The following is a 16505-nucleotide window of genomic DNA, read 5'->3' on the forward strand; positions in this document are numbered from 1 at the left end:
CTACACCTTTCTAAGCCCCTACCTTTCCCTCGTCAAAGCAAAAATGGCCTCTTCGCTTAAAAGCGTGTGATGCCAGCGTTTAGTCATTCTCTATCCATTCCCGCTTCATCGATAGAACCTTATCGCCGCTCAGAGCTTCTTTATCAATTCTTGCCCTTGTGCCTCCGGCCATCGTGCGCTAACAATGGTTAGTGCGCTTTTATCCCGGAGAAGAGTGCGGGGTCTTCGCGGTACACGGGCATCCGGACGCGGCCACGCTTACGACCTACGGACTTTATGCCTTGCAGCATCGCGGGGAGGAGAGCGCCGGGATCGCCACATCGGACGGCAAGCACCCCTTTCGGATCCACCGAGGAATGGGACTTGTTTCGCAGGTCTTTGACTCGGCCTCCCTTGCCTCTCTTCCCGGGCAGATTGCGGTCGGACACGTTCGCTATTCCACGACGGGCTCCAGCAATCTCGCGAATGCACAGCCAATCGCTGTGGTCTGCTCGCAAGGCGAACTGGCTTTGGCACACAATGGCGACATTGTCAACGCGTCCGCTCTTCGTGCGCGTCTGGAAGGTCGAGGATCGATTTTTCAGACAACCACGGATAGCGAGGTCATTTTGCATCTTATGGCGCAATGCGTCAGCAAGCCGGTAGAAGAGGCATTTATCTGGGCCTTGGGCCAAACCGAAGGCGCTTACTCCCTCGTGCTCATGACAAAGGACAAGATCCTCGCGGCGAGAGATCCGCAGGGATTTCGCCCTCTGTCACTCGGGAAATTGGATGATGGCTACATCGTTTCCAGCGAAACCTGCGCCTTCGATCTTCTTCATGTACAGTTCCTCCGTGACCTTGCTCCCGGAGAGGTGGTCTCCATAGATGCGGAAGGGATCCATACGCTACGCGCGCCGAAGCCAATCGCTACAGCAGCCTTTTGCATCTTTGAATTCGTCTACTTTGCCCGGCCGGACAGCACGATTCATGGAGTGAACGTCAGCCAGGCCCGTATCCAAATGGGGCGTGAGCTGGCCAGGCTTCACCCAATCGAAGCCGATCTTGTCATCCCGGTACCGGACTCCGGCAATTATGCAGCCCTCGGCTTTGCGGAGGAGTCAAGCATCCCATTCGACTTCGCGTTTGTTCGCAACCACTACATCGGCCGTACCTTTCTCCAGCCTACTCAACTCATTCGCAACTTTAACGTCCGTATCAAATTGAACCTTGTACAAGAATCGGTTCGCGGGAAGCGGGTCGTCGTGGTCGACGACTCGATCGTTCGCGGCACCACGGCGCGCGCCCGAGTCGCCAATCTCCGAGAAGCGGGCGCCGCAGAGGTTCACATCCGGATCAGCTGCCCCCCTCACCGCTTTGCCTGCCATTACGGGATCGATTTTCCCGATCCAAGTTCCCTCCTGGCCAATCAGTTGACGGCGGACCGCATCCTGTCGTACTTGAACGCCGATTCCCTTGGCTATCTCGATCTCGACGGTCTCCTCCGCGCATGCGGCTCACCGGAATCCGGCATGGGCTTTTGCTCCGCTTGTTTCACAGGCCGATATCCCGTTGCCTTTAACCGAGGACTGCACAAGGAGATCCTGGAGGGCAGCCAATCGGCTCGGCTGGCTGCCAAATAGCAAGGACTGCTTCCGTTTTTCTGGTTATGGATCGGTACAGCGAAGCAGGAGTCGACCTTGATCTGGCCGCCACAGTAAAGGCCGACCTGCGCGACATCGTCCGCAAAAGCACCCGTCCCGAGGTCCTCGGTGCAATCGGTGGTTTTGGAGGCCTCTTCCGGCCGGCCCTCTCAGCCTATCGAGAACCAGTTCTGGTTGCGAGCATCGATGGTGTCGGCACGAAGCTAAAAGTCGCCGCGCTTGCCGGCCATCATCAGGGGGTGGGAGAAGACTTAGTCCATCATTGCGTCAATGACATCGCAACGACCGGGGCGGAACCACTCTTTTTTTTAGATTACGTAGGAACCTCTCGACTCGATCCGGAAAGCTTCCGTGACGTTCTGCGGGGGATGGCGCGAGCATGCCGAAGAGTCGGCTGCGCCCTCTTAGGAGGAGAAACCGCCCAAATGCCGGGAATCTACCACGACGACGAGTACGATCTGGTGGGGGCGATCGTCGGCGTCGCGGACCGGCATGCCTTGCTCCCCAAAAAGGAAATCAAGGTAGGCAACCTGCTCATCGGCCTTTCTTCCACTGGCCTCCACACCAACGGATATTCGTTGGCGAGAAAAGTCCTATTCGAGGAAGAGAATCTTTCGCTGGCTACGCGAATCCCTGGTTGCCGACTCACCCTGGGAGAAGAGCTTCTTCGGGTCCATCGCTGCTATCTGCCGGAACTGCGCCGGCTTCGTCAGCTCCACCTCCCGTTACAGGGAATTGCTCACATTACCGGAGGAGGTTTGCCGGAAAATCTCCCGCGGATTTTGCCGAAACGCCTGGACGCTCGAATTGAAACCAAAAGTTGGCGCGTCCCCCCCCTTTTCCGCTTTCTAACCAAGGCTGGACAGATCTCGCAGGAAGAAAGCTATCGGGTTTTCAATATGGGGATCGGGATGGTTCTGGTGGCGTCCGCCGATCATGGACAACAGATTGCCCGTGCGGTCAACGGCCGAATCATCGGCACCCTCGTGCCAGGCCAGGGGCGCGTGCTTCTTTGCTAACAACGCATCCAGCACTATTTACGCTAAAGCGGGAAAAGGGAGGGAAACGCCCAGGTGCCGCAAAAGAGTCTCACAGCCTGATTCGTTTTCTTGACTCATTTGCGAGAAACGTCGTCGAGCGTGTAACCCGCTGGAAATCGAGAAACAAGGGAAAAGGACAACCCGTAATCACCCAAAAGAGATGGCTTCGTCTTTTCCTAAATGGTGGAGGCGGAGGGAGTCGAACCCTCGTCTTCTCGTGGAACCTCGTTCGCTTCTACAAGTTTAGTGGCTCGATAGACGAACCGCGCACCGCCGCTAGCCAAGCCACCCGCGATGCGAGCGACACGCCGAGCTTTTTCTTACGATCCGTTCATGGAACTCGTAACCACGAACAGATCGTCCGGCGATAAAACACATTTGTCTCGCCCGCACCGGCGCGATACGAAACAAACGCTTGCTGTTTAGCGATTCGCTTAAGCAGCAAGAGCCAACTCGTGGTCGGCAGTTATTTTCTTTGAGCGGGTTTTTTTACGAGGCCAACCTGCTCTCCAGCCCTCGACTTGCCACGAACGGGGATGCACGGGAATCGATTGCCGTTTGCGCCCCCTTAAGTAACTGGGTAAAGAATATCGAATGCATCGCCGCATGTCAAATGGAGGCGGCCTCCGTTCGGCCATGCGGTAGAGGTTCGCCGGACCATGGTCAGAAATCCCAGATGGCCTCGGGGCGAGGACGAGAACGAGAGCCGAATGCAACTTTCTTTTCTCGTATGCTCCCTTGCCCTCTTCGCTCTATCCGTCATCCAATTCTCCCTCGGGCTGTTCGTCTCCCTCGGCCTCCGGATTTTCCCGCGTTAGCTATCCCACAGCAGGCAGCCTGGCTGGCGTGCATATCTCCCAAGCGTTCTCCTGCGGCTAGCGACGGCGGTGCAGCGCGGTTCGAATGTCCCGTTTTGCTTCGAGCGTACGGATCTCCTCCCTCTTGTCATGCTCTGCCTTGCCGATCCCCAGCCCGAGGAGAACTTTGATCGTCCCGTTCTTCCAGTAGAGCTTGAGAGGGATCAGCGTCCTTCCCTTGAGAGAGATCGCTCCAAAAAGTTTCCGAATCTCTGCCTTATGAAGCAATAATTTTCTCCGCGCTTTCGGATCGCGAGTCGTGAAGCTGGCGGCATTTGCGTAGGTCGGAATATTGGCTTGGTAAAGCCAAGCCTCGCTACCCTCTATCTGGGCATATGCTCCTTCGAGTTGTCCCTTCCCCTGCCTCAGGGATTTGACCTCCGAGCCGAGGAGAACCAACCCTGCTTCGTAGGTATCGAGAAAGGTGTAATCCCTTCGAGCCCTGCGGTTCACCAACAGATCAACGGCGGCCTTTCCACTCACGATCTTTCGAACGGCCTTTCCACTCTTGTCGCTCAGTCTGTTGGAGCGAGTGTGCGCTCGACATCGTTCCTCGCGCCCTCACCGAAACCGCCGCTCAATGAACGGTTAAACCGTCGGTTCTTCCGAAACAAGAGAGGTGAACGCCGTAGGAGGCTCCTCTGCGGGACCTACCGTCAACTTCCCGTCGGCGATCTCCTTCAAGGCCACTTGCAGAAAGCTCCATTGGGGGTGGACTTCCACCAAGGGCCTAGCCCCTTTCGCCAAAAGACGAACTCGGCTGGAGACTGCATTGATCAACACTTCGGGAGAATCCATTTTCCCGAGAGCCGAGGATAGAAGGGTAGAAATTGTATCGCTCACTGTTTTATACGTTCATTCGTAAGTTAAAAGGACGCTTGTAAAGCAAATCATCGGGAAAAGCAATCTCTTCTCAAGCAGCGAATCGTGTCCGCCCCTCTCTCGCTTCCCGCCGGAAGGCAAAGGCAATCGGCAGCTTCACGGGATAGCAAACAAAATGCGCCCACAATTCTCGCAAAAGGCGATTTCCGTCGCCACTTCCACGCGCAATAGGGTGTGCCGAGTCAGTTTCATGTGACATCCTCCGCAACTCCCGTGAACGACGGAGACAACGGCATTTTCTCGACGACCATGCACAAGCCTTTGATATTGACCAAAGAGTGCTGGATCTACTCGAATTTTTTTTCTTTCCCGCTCGCTCTCCGTCTCGGCCAACAGGAGCGCCAGCCGCGACTCTTTGTCGGCCAGCTCTTTTTTCTTCCCTTGAATCTCCTTCTCCGCCTGCTCCGCTTTCTGCTCCTCTCGCTTGACGTTCGCCTGCAAGATGTCGGCCTTCTCGAGCAGAAGCAAGACGTTGTCTTCTTCGCGCTCGATCTCACCGGTGACCACAAGGATCTCATGGGAGAGCGCTTGATATTCCTCGTTTTTTCGCGCCTGAAGCTGTTGCGTCTGGTACCGGGCAAGCTGCCGCCGCAACTCATCGATCTCTCCTTCTTTCTGTCGCCGAACGAGTTCGGATGCTTGTTGCTCGAGTTTAGCTTTATGCAGCTTTTGCTTTGCTTCCTCGAGTTCCCCTTCCATCCGTTTTTTGGCAACAGGCAACTGGGCAAGCTCCGAACGAAGTCGAGCAATCTTCTGGTCTAGCTCCTGAAGCTCAATCAAGGCGGGCAAGTCCGGATGCATCTACCTTCCCATACAGCCGACCCTCTGCCATGGCAAGGGCCGCTCCCCGTTTTTACTCCTGCTGGATCGATTCACCATAAGCGATAGACCCCTTGAACCGAAGCCTGGATCTTCATCTCGCCGCCGCTGATCGCGACTGGAGCGCGCGCATTCAGGGTGGACGCCATGACAGTGCCGAGGAAACATGTCACCGGATGGACAGCGCTCTCTTCCTGGATGCTCAAGACAGGTCCCAATTGGACGCTAGATGCCTTGGCCAGACATTCTGCCTTCTCCCTGGCCATCGCCACCGCCTTTCCCGCCCAACTCCGCATCAACCAGTCTCCAAACCTCGCCGAAACGCGCCTCATCCTTCTTCTCGGCATCGCCTGGTGTCTTCGCTTCGCTGATCGCAATAAAATTGACCACTGCGCGGTCGATGGGAGCCCGGTCCTCTGCCTCGGCATGAACACGTACCGCCGGGACACTCTCCGATTCCGCCCAGGCTGAGCTGATGCCCCCGCTTCCGGACCACGCGCTCCAGAAGAATGCCAACATGACCAATGGGATCCGCACGCTCTCCCCGTTCATTGCGCTCTTTCGTCGCTACGCTCGCTGCTTCCACCCGCGAGTCATCCCGCTTCCCCTCTTTTCGTCGGCCTGGACCTCAGGCACACTCCACTTTTTACGCTCTTATGTGTAAACATTGCAAACCATTGGTCAAGAGAAACTAATAACAATGATAACGATGACCTTTGTCGCAGATGCCCCACCCGAAATCGCGCGACATTTTTTGACGGAGCAGCGAAGAAATGACCACTGCGCGGTACAGGGATTGAACCTGTGACCCCTACCGTGTCAAGGTAGTGCTCTACCGCTGAGCTAACCGCGCTCGACGGCGGCAACCCTAACGCACCGCCGCGCGCGGCGCAAGGAAAGAAAAGATCGAGAGCAGCAACCTGCTTCCCTCGCCTCATCGTCCCCTTTTGTGGTAAAGAAGGATATGCACACGGTTCATCTGGCCTCCACCAATCGTCACAAGATCAAAGAGTTCACTCGCTTGTTTGGCTCTTCCTTTACCCTACTTGCTCCTCATCATGCATCCATCTTTAATACATGGATTGAAGACGGCTATACATTTATGGATAATTCCATCAAAAAAGCTGTATTTTATAGTGAGCGGAGGGAGGGTTTGATTCTTGCCGACGATTCTGGCCTCTCTGTCGCTGCGCTTGAAGGAGAGCCGGGCATCCATTCTGCCCGCTACGCCGGCCCTCACGCTACCGGTGAGGACAATCGACGCCTGCTTCTGGCTCGCCTTGCGCACTTGCCTGAGGAGGCGCGTGCGGCCACCTTCTGGTGTGCCTTAGCCCTGGCGCGTGATGGAAAGATCTTGACCACCGTCGAGGCGAGCTGCCCGGGAAGAATCGCCCGATTGCCTGCCGGAACCGAAGGATTCGGATATGACCCGATCTTCCTCCCATCGGGCGCTACTGCCACGTTTGCTCAGATGACGCCTGCCGAAAAAGACCAGTACAGCCATCGGGCACGGGCGGTTGCGCAGCTTCTCCGCACCCACCCTCCCGATCGTTGGAGTTGAGTCTCCGTCGCGCTTTCCTCCCGCAATTCTCTCGACCTTTTGTAAGGGCTTGGACCAGAATTTCGCAATGAATGCATTGATCCTGGCGGCAGGTAAAGGCACTCGCATGGGTCCCCTGACCTCGGACATGCCCAAGCCTATGCTGACCGTGGGCGGGCGCCCGGTGCTCGAATGGATTGTTTGTGGATTGCGCGACTCCGCGGGTATAACCGTGTTTTGCTTCATCGTCGGCCACCAGAAAGAGAGGATCCTCTCTCATTTTAAAGGCGGAGCCGCTCTTGGAGTTTCTATCACCTACCGGGAGCAGACAGTCCTCGATGGCACCGGCCGTGCACCGCTCCTCGCGCGAGACTGGGTCCAGGATAACCCTTTCCTCCTTTCCTACGGAGACATCCTGGTCAAGCCTGAGGAATACGGCCGTTTGGTCGCAGCCTATCGAGATGACGGAGTCATCGCTCTTTGTCCCGGTCAAGACGTTCGCCTCGGTGGCGCCGTTCTCCTCGACCAGGCCGGCCTGGTCCGCGATATTATCGAAAAACCGGAAAAGCCGGAACTCTTCCCAAACAGCTTTTATAATGCGGGAATTTACGTCCTCCACCCTAGAGCCTTTCTTTTTATGGCCCAACTGGAAAAATCAGCTCGGGGAGAATATGAGCTGACGGATGCCTTACGCCAACTTTCCCACGGCGGGAAAGTCCATGGATTCGTTTTGAAAGGCGATTGGGCGGATGTCCGGGATCCCGAAATCCTTGCGGGACTCAATCGCCGCCCATAGGAGCCTCCGCATCCGATGAACATCCAAGGCGACACGTGGGCGGGAGCGCTTGAGTCGACGTTGCGCTCGCTGGCGACCGAAAAGAATCATTCGGTCAACACGCAGATCACCAATCGCCTCCTCCTTGAGGCGTTCGCTCGATGGGCTATCGATAAAAAGCTTCCCAATCCGGCCGCGGTCACCATCGACCACGTGCACGAGTATCTGGCAATGGAGAGGGAGAGGGGATTGGCTCCCAGCTCGCTCAAGGGGTCTATCGTAGCCCTGCGCCATCTATTTTCCTTCTTACGAAAAGAAGGCTTTGTATCCATAGATCTTTCACAAGATCTAGAACTACCCAAGGTTGGTCTGCGGATTCCTCGCACATTGTCGGAGAAGGATGTAATGCAATTATTATCCATTGAATTTCCACAAACGGAGGAGGGAGTGCGCAACCGGGCGATCGTCGAACTGCTCTATGGCGCCGGACTGCGGGCGAGCGAACTGGTGGACCTGCGTCTGACTTCTTTCTTGCCCGAGGAACGGCTGTTGCGTGTGCTCGGTAAGGGTCGGAAGGAACGAATCGTTCCCCTGGGAAGTGCCGCCATTGGCGCGCTCGAGGAGTATCTCCAGAAGGGTCGCCCTCGCCTGCTTGGTCCCAGGAGATGTGACTTTCTTTTTTTAAAAAGAGGCGGACGGCCTCTCAGCCGCTTTTCCATTAATCACCTGCTTCTCCAATTGGCGCGAAAGGCTGGCCTCCGCCGCGGGATTCATCCTCACCTTTTGCGACATTCCTTCGCCACTCATCTCCTTCATCGCGGCGCCGATCTCCGCTCTCTGCAGCTCATGCTCGGACACGCCGATCTGGCTACGACGCAAATCTATACCCATGTCGAAATCGATCGTTTGCGCGCGGTGCACCGTCAATTTCACCCCAGAGGGCAATAACCCCCCCCTCGGTTCGAAACCCCCTTTTTACCATTGTGCAGAAAAAGGCACCTTCCCCGATTCGCCGTTCGAGTTCTGCTGCGGGAACATCCATCGGTTTCGTCGTGCTTCGCGAATCGGCGCCCCCCCGTTCAAGAAGTAATGAATACGCTAACATGTTACAGATGAACTGGCTAAAGACATATTTACGCATGAGCGAGAAAAACTGCGTATGAAGCTGGAACGTCTTCAAGCGGCAATTGGTTATCGCTTCCGGAGCCCTCAACTCCTACGCGAGGCCCTTGCTCATCCTTCCTCTACCGTCGAAAAGAGACTGGAAGGACCAAACTACCAGCGGTTGGAGTTCCTCGGGGACGCTGTGCTCCAACTTGCCGTCACCGATCGCCTCCACGCCCTCTTTCCGAGCCACAACGAAGGTCTGCTTACCAAGATGCGCTCTTTCTTGGTCAATCGTTCCAGCCTTGCCGCGATTGCCAGCAACCTGGGCATTGGAGAAGTACTCTACTTAGGCAAAGGAGAAGAAAGGAGCGGCGGCCGGGGAAAGGAATCGAATTTGGCCGACTCGTTCGAAGCGTTGATCGGTGCCATCTACCGCGACGGGGGTTGGTCTAAGGCCAAGGCCGTGATCCGAAAGCTCTTCGCCGAGGCCATCCAACAGCTTGCTTGCTCTCCCGCGGCCCTGCTCGGCAACCCAAAAGGGATGCTGCAGGAGTTATTACAGAAGCAAGGGGGCGAACCACCCCGGTATCGATGTATCAGCCAATCCGGCGCTGCTCACCGAAAACGGTATGGCGTCGTTGTCGAATGGGGTGCCGAGCGTCTCGGCGAAGGGTTCGGCAGCAGCAAAAAAGAGGCGGAGCTCAATGCGGCAAGCGACGCGCTCGCTCGCATAGCTCCCGATAAGCCGCTCGGATCGTCTTCCGCTGCCCATCATATTCCTGGATAAATTCTTCCCTCGTAGAAAACCCCATGCGCCGCCCTAGATTTTCCAAGCCAGTCGAATCTTCCGGCAAGACCTCTTGCTGCTGGTTCCTCTCTCTTCGAAGCACGGCTTCCAAGCGCCGCAGGAACCGATAGCCGTCTCCAAGACTCTGAGCCAACTTCGGCTCAGTGGAGCGAAGATGGTCCAATGCTGTCCAGAGATTGGGCACCCGTTTTCGCTGCTTCATCGACCAAAGGATCATCCCAAATTCTATATCGAGCAGCCCACCTGCCCCGGTTTTGAATCGGCGGAAAGAGGAAACATCTGCATCTCGTTCCCGCTCGATCCGCCCTCGCATGCCAACGATTTCGTCCACTGGACAAAATGCGGTGCGCTCACTCCAAAGCCGATCGACCATTCCAATAAATCTCTGGCCTGTCTTCGCGTCTCCAGCCACAAACCGCGCCCGGGTCAGCGCTTGGATCTCCCAGAATTGAGCTTCATCGGCATAGTAGCTCTCGTACGCTTCTAGCGGCAAAGCGAGAGGTCCTTCGCCATGCGGCCGGAGCCTGTAGTCCATGACAAAAAGAATGCCGGCCGCCAGAGCTTCCCCAAGGAAGCGATGAACCCGCAACGCCACATCTTCTTCCGATCCAACGCACAGACAATCGAGATCCGATCCATACGCAAGTTCCCCGCCTCCAAACCGACCGAGCGCGACATAGGCGAACCCCGCGGAGCCGAAGGTTCGGCAAGCAAGTTCCAGGCATGCTTCGGCAAGCGCCGTATATTCTTGTTGGACCTCAACTAGATCGGCCAATCCCAAGATGTCGCGAAGAAGGATCCGCAAGAGTTCGCCACGCCGATAGAGTCGGGAGGCAAGCGCAACGTCTCCCTGCAAGCGGCTCAGTTCTTCGAGATAATCGTCCTTCCCCTTCTGCTCCCCTAGGGACCGGCTCTGCGCAATCTCTTCGAAGAGTTCCGGCTGGGAAAAGAGAATCTCGCCATAGAAGGAACTGGCGTCGAAAAGCTTCATTAAAAGCTCAAGCGCCTTGGGGTTCGCTGCGAGGGTTTCAAAGAGAAACGATCGGGCTCCATACTTCGAGACGAAATGGACAAATCTGCGAAGAACGGCATCGGGATCGACCACCTTGTGGAACGCCTTTTCCAAAAAGGGAGCCAAGCGCCGATAGGCTCGTGCGGCCTGCGGAGCGCTCAAGAGGGAGTCTTTTGCTTGGAGCGCCTCGAGATCGCGCGCGGCCTCTTCCGGACAGGAAAAAAGGTCCAGACGGATCTGTATAGCAGAGGCATACTTTTTCATGAAATATTGCTGAAATAATTCATGGACCACAGAACGGTGGGATTGCAGCGCCGACTCGAACTCGGGAGCGGCCAATCCAAGGGAATCCGCGATCTCCGCCCGTCCCGCTTCATCAGTAGGAAGCAATTGGGTCTGAATTTCTTCTATCATTTGCAGCCGATGTTCCAGATTCCGAAGAAACCCGTAAGCAGCGATGAGCGCGTCTACTTGCGGCCGCGGCAGTATCCCGACTGTTGCCAGCGCCCGCAGTGCCGCACACGTGGGACGAACTTGAAGGATGGGCTGCCGCGCCCCATAAAAAAGCTGAAGTGCCTGCGCGAGAAATTCGATCTCTCGAATTCCTCCGGGACCAAGCTTTACGTCCCTCTGCCGGCGATCTCCCAGGAGGACTTCTCCATCAATTCTCGCTTTTATCGCGGCGATTTCCTCGAAGACCTCTTCCGTGAAGTGGCGAGGATAAGAGAATTGCTGACGCAGGACTTCGAACTCATACCCCAAGTTGGGCTCCCCGGCGACAAACCGCGCCTTGATCAGCGCCATTCTCTCCCAGGTTTCTCCCGACGCGGCATAATAACGCTCGCACTCGGAGAACGATGGCACCAGAGCGCCGGCGTTACCATCTGGCCGCAGCCGCAAATCCACTCGAAAGAGCGGGCCGACTCCACTCGAGTCGGAGAGAGCCGACACCACGCGCTGGGCCGTCGTCGTGTACAGGGTATCCGTAGGAGCGGTTTCCTCTTCCCCCGCAATAAATAGGATGTCGATGTCCGAGCTGTAGTTGAGCTCCTGCCCGCCCAGTTTCCCTAGCGCCAGAATGGCAAGCGGCATCCGGTTTACGCGCAGTTCCTCGCAAGTGACCTGCAAAACGACGTTGAGACAAAAATCGGCAAGACGAGAAAGATCCAGGGTTGTTTCTTCCCACGAGTAGAGACCCGCGAAGTCGAGGAAACCGATCCGCAGCAGCTCTCGCTGCTTGAACAACCTAAGCGCATCCAGCTTTCTGGCCGCATCGGCGGCCACTCGGCAAAGCTCGCTCCAATCCAACCTCCACCTGCCGGCGCCACGGTTCACAGTTCCGCGGTGAGCCACCATCTCGGAGAGCCAATCGATCCAATCCGGATGGGACGCCAAACGACTGCGAGAGACCCGCGAAAACTTCTGGAAAGCCGCTAGCGCCGAGTCAAATGTCGAGAAGCGCCCTGAACGTCCTTCCATCGGTCCTACTCCTGATCCCCTCGCGCCAAACGATCCCTGCCGACCTTACACCAGAAGCAGCGCCCTCTCCGGTGTAAAAAAGAAACTGATGTGTAAAAATCTTACCTTCAATTCATTAGACCGTATAGCCAACAAATAACGGTGCAAAATAAGTAAAAATCATGTCGGCTCCCGCCCGCTTGATTGCGACCAAGGACTCCCGATAAGCGGCTTCCAGGTCGAGCCACCCGTTTCGCGCAGCAGCCACGATTTGCGCATACTCGCCACTCACTTGATAGGCTGCAAGGGGCAGGAAGGTGCGGGCACGAACCTTCGAAATCACGTCCAGATAAGGCCCCGCCGGTTTTACCATCAGAATATCGGCGCCTTCCTCTTCATCCATCTGAGCTTCCAAAAGCCCTTCGCGAAGATTGGCCGGATTGAGCTGATAGGTCCGCTTATCCAGGTATCCCTTCCCTCTCCGACTTCCGATGGCATCACGGAACGGTCCGTAAAAGGCGGAAGCAAACTTGGCTGCGTACGCCAGCACCCCCACCCGCTCAAGGTTCGCATCGTCCAAGCTCGCCCGGATCGCGCCGATTCTTCCGTCCATCATGTCCGAGGGCGCGACAAAGTCGACGCCCGCCTCGCCGAGAATCCGCGCCATCTCGCAGAGTAGGTGCACGGTGGCGTCGTTCTCGATCTCCCCCGTTTCCGGATTCCAAAGGCCATCGTGCCCATGGTTGGTATAGGGATCCAACGCGACGTCGGCGATCACCAGCAGCCCGGGCGCCCTTCCCTTGATCTCCTGAACCATCCAGGGAACCAAGCCATTGGGATCTAGTGCAGCGGTCCCGTGCGAGTTCTTTTTTCCTTCGGGAATGCAGGGGAAGAGAGCGATCGCACAGATCCCCCGCTCATATAACTCGAGAGCGAATCGACAAGCGTCTTCCGGGTTGTGGCGGAAAACGCCCGGCATTGATTCGATCTCTTCGCGCAAGCCGGCCTCTTTGCAAAAAATGGGGGCGATAAGATCGTGGACGGTCAGGACATGCTCTTCGATCAGCCGCCGGATCCCTTCAGACGCTCGCAGTCTCCGAGGGCGGCGCCGCAGTGCCAGTTTTTCGGACGGATTGGCCATGCCTCCACGCTACGTTGTCCTCTTTTGTCTTTCCAATGGATTTTTCCACCAATCTTGTAGATCTTCCGGTACGCGGCGGTCGCTGCGAGCCCGGGGCCCACTCGCCCCGCTTCTGATCTTCGCCACGGCAGTGCCCTCGGCCCGGATAGAAGCATTCGGCCATGCCTGATGCCACTCCGCCGCAAGGAACTTGGATGATTAAGGACAATTTGCACAATCTCCTCCTTGTTTTTCCATCGCTTTTTGTCCTCCTAGCCTGCATATCTCGCAAGGTTCGTACCCGCGGCGCGGCCGATGGGTCTGGATGCAAGGCGGGGCGCGGGTTTTCCCCTGTAGCCGTAGGACGACATACTGCGAGGAGGGAAAACCAAGCCCCAACGAAGCAAACAGGTCCATCGTGGAAGCCGCAAGAGAACGCTTGTGAGTTATCTGCAGGCTAGAAAAAAGAACCCACGAGATCACATCGACCATGCCACGCTTGCACCAAGTGCAACATCCCATTCTTCTCGATCGGATCACCCGTCTTCGTGATCGGACCACCGATCCGCGTCTCTTCGTTCATCTGCTGGAAGAAGCCTCTTTCGTTCTCGCGGTCGAGGCGACACGGGACCTTGCGCTGCAGCCGGTGCCCGTCGTCACCCCGATGGAAGAGACTCAGGGGCCCATCCTCGCCGACTCGGTCGTGTTGGTGCCGATCCTCCGGGCTGGCCTGGGGATGCTTCGGTCCTTCCGCTCTCTTCTTCCGCAAGCCGCCGTTTCGTTCGTTGGCGCCCTACGGGAAGAGGAAACACTCGAGCCGTCGGTCTATTTAGACCGGATCGCCGCCATCCCCCCCGACACCTGCGTCTTTCTTCTGGATCCCATGCTAGCTACCGGGGGCACAGCAACGGCAGTCCTCACCCTGCTCCAAAAACGAGGCGCCAACCGACTCTGCTTGGTCTGCTGCCTGGCCTCCCCGGAAGGGATCCGCAGAGTCCACGAAAGCCACCCAGAGTCCGTCATCTACGTCGGAGCGATCGATCGCGAACTCAATCGGCAAGGTTTTCTTCTTCCCGGCTTAGGCGACGCGGGCGACCGGCTGTTTGGAGCTTGTCCGAGTTTCCCATGAAGGGCAGAGCAACACGCGCCTGTCGCTTCGCTTCGCAATTCTGTACGGCCACATTCCATTCAAGTTCCATCTTTAATCCATTCTAACCTGCATATCTCCCAAGCGTTCCCCCGCGGCTAGCGACAAGGGCACCTTATCACTCATTCCGGAAGAAAGTGCTTTGCCTTCCTCGGACAAGCCCATAACGTTGCCCCAATGGAGACCCTGGAGAGTCTTCGAACCCTTTACTGCCAGCCCTTTCTTTCCCTTTTGACGCAAGCGCGCGGTGTTCACGTCGCGAACCATCCGGACGACGAAATCCAGCGGTGCCAGTTGGTGAACATCAAGGGAGGCGGCTGCAGCGAAAATTGCGGCTACTGTGCGCAGAGCGCCCGGTATGCGACGGGCTTGAACGTTCACAAGCTTCTGGAGCCTGTCGCGCTTCGTCAAGCCGTGGAGGAAGCCCGCGCTCACGGAGCTACGCGGCTCTGCCTAGGGGCCGCCTGGAGAGGACTGAAGGAGGGGGACAAACAACTCGAAGCGGTTTGCCGGCTCGTGGAAGCGATCCGCGAGGAGGGTTTGGAGATTTGCGTGACATTGGGACTCCTCGACCCGGGAGCAGCTCGTCGCCTTCGAGAAGCAGGGGTAATGATCTACAACCACAACCTGAACACCGGACCCAAGTTCTATGAACGGATTACGACAACGCATACTTTCGCGGACCGGGTCAAGACGCTGCGCGCCGCCCAAGAGGCAGGGCTACGGTTATGTAGCGGGGGTATTCTGGGCCTGGGAGAGAGCGTCGAGGACCGCTTGGAGATGCTTCTGACGCTTTGCAAGCTCGACCCTGCGCCGGAGAGCGTTCCCCTCAACCTTCTCGTTCCCATTCCGGGCACTCCTCTGGCATCGCAAACTCCGGTCGATCCCTTTGACCTCGTTCGCCTCATTAGCGTGACGCGCATCCTGTTGCCCTACTCTCGCATTCGATTGGCGGCCGGCCGCCGCAGCTTGTCGCCGGAGGCGCAGGCACTCTGTTTCCTTGCGGGAGCAAACTCGCTTTTCATCGGCGAGCATCTTCTCACCACTCCCAATGCGTCGTTCCACGTGGATCAATCTCTCTTCTCGACTCTGGGAATCGAGGTATCCAGTTCTGCCGCGCGTGGAAACGTTTGAAAAGATCCGCATGGCTTGTCGGTTGCCTTCGCGGAAGTTCCCGCCGCAAGCGATGCCTATCCATCGATGATACTATCCGAAGCAACAAGGGAACTTGCTGGACAAGCAGTCCAAATCCTTTTAGCCTATAGAATATGAAGACATATTCGCATCCGGAGGCTCTGGTCGAGACAACATGGCTTGCAGATCATCTGCAAGACCCTGGAATTCGCATCGTCGAGAGCAATGAGGACGTGCTTCTCTACGCTAACGGCCATATCCCGGGAGCGGTCCATATCGACTGGCGAAGCGACCTGCAGGACCAGATGGTTCGCGATTACATCTCCCCGGAGGCCTTCGCGGCGCTCTGCCGCCGAAGCGGCATCAGCCCGGAAACGACGTGCATCTTTTACGGAGACAAGTCCAACTGGTGGGCTTGCTATGCTCTCTGGGCTTTCCGCCTCTATGGCCATTGCCGCGTGAAGATTCTGAATGGTGGCAGAGACAAATGGATTCAGGAAGGTCGTCCAATGGTCCGCGAAAAACCCTCCTATCCAGAAGTTCCTTACCCAGTACCGACGGTCCGGCACGACAAGGAGATTCGGGCTTTCTACGATGAAGTGCTGGCCTTTTTAAAGACACGCGGGCCTTTGATCGACGTCCGCAGCCCGGGCGAGTTCACGGGCGAGCTCCTCCATATGCCGGAATATCCTCAGGAGGGAGCTCTCCGCGGGGGTCATATTCCCGGCGCCAAGAGCGTGCCATGGAAAACAGCCGTTCGTGAGGACGGAACTTTTAAGTCAGCCGATGAGCTGGCCCGTATTTACGAGGAAGGTTGCAGGCTTTCCGAGGATCAGGAAGCGATCGTCTACTGCCGCATCGGTGAGCGCTCTAGCCACACCTGGTTCGTGCTGACCTACCTGCTGGGTCATAAGAAGGTCAGGAATTACGATGGATCCTGGACCGAATGGGGGAACAGGGTCGGCGCCCCGATCCAACGACCTTAGCCGGCATGGCTCACAAAGTTCGTACCCGAGGCGAGGGCCGATGGCCCTGGATGCAAGGCGGAGCGCAGGTTTTCCCCCGGAGCTGGATGACGACATACTTCGAGGAGGAAAACCAAGTCCCAACGAAGCAGACAGGTTCATTTCGCAAGCCGAAGGAGAACGCTTGTGAGACGTGCA

At 56.9% G+C, this 16505-nt stretch carries 16 protein-coding genes, 1 tRNA gene and 1 other RNA gene; 10 read left to right on the plus strand and 8 right to left on the minus strand.

The window, feature by feature from the left end; genetic code table 11:
- The first annotated feature begins 191 nt into the window (after nucleotides 1–191).
- On the plus strand, nucleotides 192–1622 hold the full coding sequence (purF, locus tag A37A_RS0112660; protein WP_018291854.1) for an amidophosphoribosyltransferase: 1431 nt from the start codon (nucleotides 192–194) through the stop codon (nucleotides 1620–1622).
- Between the two features lie 26 nt (nucleotides 1623–1648).
- Nucleotides 1649–2662, plus strand: a complete 1014-nt coding sequence (gene purM, locus A37A_RS0112665; RefSeq protein WP_018291855.1) for a phosphoribosylformylglycinamidine cyclo-ligase — start codon at nucleotides 1649–1651, stop codon at nucleotides 2660–2662.
- Nucleotides 2663–2864: 202 nt separating this feature from the next.
- Here the strand turns inward: purM and ssrA are convergent.
- The 5 genes from ssrA to A37A_RS19575 form a co-directional block, all read right to left on the minus strand.
- Nucleotides 2865–3251, minus strand: a transfer-messenger RNA (tmRNA) gene (ssrA, locus tag A37A_RS19570).
- A gap of 307 nt (nucleotides 3252–3558) precedes the next feature.
- Nucleotides 3559–4023, minus strand: a complete 465-nt coding sequence (gene smpB / locus A37A_RS0112675; protein WP_020494424.1) for an SsrA-binding protein SmpB — start codon at nucleotides 4021–4023, stop codon at nucleotides 3559–3561.
- A 105-nt stretch (nucleotides 4024–4128) separates the two neighbouring features.
- Nucleotides 4129–4323 carry a DNA-directed RNA polymerase subunit omega gene (locus tag A37A_RS0112680; RefSeq protein ID WP_020494425.1) on the minus strand — a complete coding sequence of 65 codons (195 nt, stop codon included), beginning with the start codon at nucleotides 4321–4323 and terminating at the stop codon, nucleotides 4129–4131.
- Nucleotides 4324–4518: 195 nt separating this feature from the next.
- A complete protein-coding gene (locus A37A_RS18565) occupies nucleotides 4519–5121 on the minus strand; it encodes a zinc ribbon domain-containing protein (protein WP_231363931.1) in 603 nt (200 codons plus the stop codon).
- A gap of 173 nt (nucleotides 5122–5294) precedes the next feature.
- Nucleotides 5295–5573 (minus strand): SIMPL domain-containing protein, encoded by a 279-nt coding sequence (locus A37A_RS19575; RefSeq protein ID WP_196799625.1) that lies wholly within the window; start codon nucleotides 5571–5573, stop codon nucleotides 5295–5297.
- A 185-nt stretch (nucleotides 5574–5758) separates the two neighbouring features.
- Here A37A_RS19575 and A37A_RS19580 point away from each other — a divergent pair, with 185 nt between their 5' ends.
- Nucleotides 5759–5905: a hypothetical protein gene (locus A37A_RS19580; RefSeq protein ID WP_155996681.1), complete on the plus strand. Its 147-nt coding sequence runs from the start codon at nucleotides 5759–5761 to the stop codon at nucleotides 5903–5905.
- Nucleotides 5906–6022: 117 nt separating this feature from the next.
- Here the strand turns inward: A37A_RS19580 and A37A_RS0112700 are convergent.
- A tRNA-Val gene (locus tag A37A_RS0112700) sits at nucleotides 6023–6094 on the minus strand.
- 111 nt (nucleotides 6095–6205) lie between these two features.
- Here A37A_RS0112700 and A37A_RS0112705 point away from each other — a divergent pair.
- The 4 genes from A37A_RS0112705 (at nucleotide 6206) to rnc (ending at nucleotide 9450) form a co-directional block, all read left to right on the plus strand.
- Complete coding sequence (locus A37A_RS0112705) at nucleotides 6206–6802, plus strand: non-canonical purine NTP pyrophosphatase (RefSeq protein ID WP_018291863.1); 597 nt, start codon at nucleotides 6206–6208, stop codon at nucleotides 6800–6802.
- 67 nt (nucleotides 6803–6869) lie between these two features.
- A complete protein-coding gene (locus tag A37A_RS0112710) occupies nucleotides 6870–7577 on the plus strand; it encodes a sugar phosphate nucleotidyltransferase (protein WP_018291864.1) in 708 nt (235 codons plus the stop codon).
- A 15-nt stretch (nucleotides 7578–7592) separates the two neighbouring features.
- Nucleotides 7593–8504 carry a tyrosine recombinase gene (locus A37A_RS0112715; RefSeq protein WP_018291865.1) on the plus strand — a complete coding sequence of 304 codons (912 nt, stop codon included), beginning with the start codon at nucleotides 7593–7595 and terminating at the stop codon, nucleotides 8502–8504.
- Nucleotides 8505–8715: 211 nt separating this feature from the next.
- Entirely contained in the window at nucleotides 8716–9450 is a 735-nt protein-coding gene (rnc, locus tag A37A_RS19585; protein WP_018291866.1) for a ribonuclease III, read from the plus strand.
- Here the strand turns inward: rnc and A37A_RS0112725 are convergent.
- Both A37A_RS0112725 and hemB read right to left on the minus strand, forming a co-directional pair.
- Complete coding sequence (locus A37A_RS0112725) at nucleotides 9365–11962, minus strand: glutamine-synthetase adenylyltransferase (protein WP_018291867.1); 2598 nt, start codon at nucleotides 11960–11962, stop codon at nucleotides 9365–9367. The two genes, rnc and A37A_RS0112725, sit on opposite strands and share 86 nt — an antisense overlap.
- A 115-nt stretch (nucleotides 11963–12077) precedes the next feature.
- Nucleotides 12078–13082 carry a porphobilinogen synthase gene (gene hemB, locus A37A_RS0112730; RefSeq protein WP_018291868.1) on the minus strand — a complete coding sequence of 335 codons (1005 nt, stop codon included), beginning with the start codon at nucleotides 13080–13082 and terminating at the stop codon, nucleotides 12078–12080.
- Nucleotides 13083–13551: 469 nt separating this feature from the next.
- On the opposite strand from hemB, the gene upp reads away from it, so the two are divergent.
- The 3 genes from upp to A37A_RS0112745 all read left to right on the plus strand — a co-directional run bounded on the left by upp (nucleotide 13552) and on the right by A37A_RS0112745 (nucleotide 16328).
- Entirely contained in the window at nucleotides 13552–14190 is a 639-nt protein-coding gene (upp, locus tag A37A_RS0112735) for a uracil phosphoribosyltransferase (RefSeq protein WP_020494431.1), read from the plus strand.
- 195 nt (nucleotides 14191–14385) lie between these two features.
- Nucleotides 14386–15342, plus strand: a complete 957-nt coding sequence (gene bioB, locus A37A_RS0112740) for a biotin synthase BioB (RefSeq protein WP_018291870.1) — start codon at nucleotides 14386–14388, stop codon at nucleotides 15340–15342.
- Between the two features lie 134 nt (nucleotides 15343–15476).
- Nucleotides 15477–16328 carry a sulfurtransferase gene (locus A37A_RS0112745; RefSeq protein ID WP_018291871.1) on the plus strand — a complete coding sequence of 284 codons (852 nt, stop codon included), beginning with the start codon at nucleotides 15477–15479 and terminating at the stop codon, nucleotides 16326–16328.
- Nucleotides 16329–16505 lie beyond the last annotated feature (177 nt).

Origin of the sequence: Verrucomicrobium sp. 3C (genome assembly GCF_000379365.1) — a bacterium.
Taxonomy (GTDB): domain Bacteria; phylum Verrucomicrobiota; class Verrucomicrobiia; order Methylacidiphilales; family Methylacidiphilaceae; genus Methylacidimicrobium.

What these genes read in the sequence shown, in the direction of transcription:
- purM (WP_018291855.1), top strand. Translation starts at nt 1,649, where the DNA reads ATGGATCGGTACAGCGAAGCAGGAGTCGACCTTGATCTGGCCGCCACA.
- A37A_RS18565 (WP_231363931.1), bottom strand. Translation starts at nt 5,121, where the DNA reads ATGGAAGGGGAACTCGAGGAAGCAAAGCAAAAGCTGCATAAAGCTAAA.
- A37A_RS19575 (WP_196799625.1), bottom strand. Translation starts at nt 5,573, where the DNA reads ATGAGGCGCGTTTCGGCGAGGTTTGGAGACTGGTTGATGCGGAGTTGG.
- A37A_RS19580 (WP_155996681.1), top strand. Translation starts at nt 5,759, where the DNA reads ATGACCAATGGGATCCGCACGCTCTCCCCGTTCATTGCGCTCTTTCGT.
- A37A_RS0112705 (WP_018291863.1), top strand. Translation starts at nt 6,206, where the DNA reads ATGCACACGGTTCATCTGGCCTCCACCAATCGTCACAAGATCAAAGAG.
- A37A_RS0112710 (WP_018291864.1), top strand. Translation starts at nt 6,870, where the DNA reads ATGAATGCATTGATCCTGGCGGCAGGTAAAGGCACTCGCATGGGTCCC.
- A37A_RS0112715 (WP_018291865.1), top strand. Translation starts at nt 7,593, where the DNA reads ATGAACATCCAAGGCGACACGTGGGCGGGAGCGCTTGAGTCGACGTTG.
- rnc (WP_018291866.1), top strand. Translation starts at nt 8,716, where the DNA reads ATGAAGCTGGAACGTCTTCAAGCGGCAATTGGTTATCGCTTCCGGAGC.
- A37A_RS0112725 (WP_018291867.1), bottom strand. Translation starts at nt 11,962, where the DNA reads ATGGAAGGACGTTCAGGGCGCTTCTCGACATTTGACTCGGCGCTAGCG.
- hemB (WP_018291868.1), bottom strand. Translation starts at nt 13,082, where the DNA reads ATGGCCAATCCGTCCGAAAAACTGGCACTGCGGCGCCGCCCTCGGAGA.
- upp (WP_020494431.1), top strand. Translation starts at nt 13,552, where the DNA reads ATGCCACGCTTGCACCAAGTGCAACATCCCATTCTTCTCGATCGGATC.
- bioB (WP_018291870.1), top strand. Translation starts at nt 14,386, where the DNA reads ATGGAGACCCTGGAGAGTCTTCGAACCCTTTACTGCCAGCCCTTTCTT.
- A37A_RS0112745 (WP_018291871.1), top strand. Translation starts at nt 15,477, where the DNA reads ATGAAGACATATTCGCATCCGGAGGCTCTGGTCGAGACAACATGGCTT.